The following is a 1000-nucleotide window of genomic DNA, read 5'->3' on the forward strand; positions in this document are numbered from 1 at the left end:
ATGATTACTTGCGTGTGAATCTGCGGACCGAGCATGGCGCGCAAGATTTAAGATCGCGTGTCGCGCGTGTGAAAAGGCCTTAACCATCCCGAATAACGTGATTTTATCGGGGGTGTGAAAGCTTGATCCCATGTCCGGGGTCCAACCGTCCCATCATCTGGATTTGCGCCGCGTTCTGACCGCAGCCCTGCTGGTCGGGGCGCTGGTGCTTGGCGGTGCCATGGGGCTGTTCGCCTATGCGTCGCGCACGGTGGACCGGGTGCAGCAGGAAAACGAGGTCGCCCTGGCCGGGCTGCGCCTGGAGCGCATGCAGGAAAAGACGCTGGAGGATGTGCAATCCTCGGCCATCTGGAACGATGCCGTTGCAGGTTTTGGTCGCGCGGATCTGGGATGGATACAGGAGAATTTCGGCGACTACTATGCTGATTATATGGGCCATGACGTGACCCTGGCCTTTGATTCCGGCGGGCGAATGATCCTGGCCTCGCGCGAGAGCGAGCCTGTGGCCGCGGCGGTCGAGGCAGAGCTGACCCGGGCGGTCCTGCCGCTGGTGCAGGCGCTGCAGGCCCGCAACCCTGGTGGCTTTGGCTTTGATGCAGCCCGGCACCGGACGGGGGTCGAGCGTGTGGGTGATGCGACCTATCTGCTGGCGGTGTCGACCGTGGTGCCGGAAGACGACTCGGTGGCGCGCGCCGAACGGGATCCTGTGATCGTCTCGGCCCGCAATATCACGGCGGTGGTCAACAGCCTGTCGGCCGATCTGGCGCTGACCGACCCTGTGTTTACCACCGCGGCGGGTGCCGGTCAGGCGGGCCTGCCGGTCGTGGACAGCGCGGGGCGGACGCTCGGTATGCTGGCCTGGACCCCCGGTCGACCCGGTGCGCGGGTGCTGGCCCAGGCCGCGCCGCTGTTCGTCGGTCTGGTCAGGGCGCTGATCGGGGCCGCCGGGGTGCTCTGGGTGCTGCTGAACCGGAGCGCGCGCCAGATGGAGCGCACCCGG

General features: G+C 66.2%; 1 protein-coding gene. It reads left to right on the forward strand.

Annotated features, from left to right (window positions below; translation table 11 throughout):
- Nucleotides 1–130: 130 nt before the first annotated feature.
- On the forward strand, nt 131–1000 hold an 870-nt coding region (locus tag AC01FP_RS17805; protein ID WP_474482095.1), incomplete at its 3' end, for a CHASE4 domain-containing protein.

This window comes from Cyanobium sp. NIVA-CYA 375 (assembly GCF_056108345.1).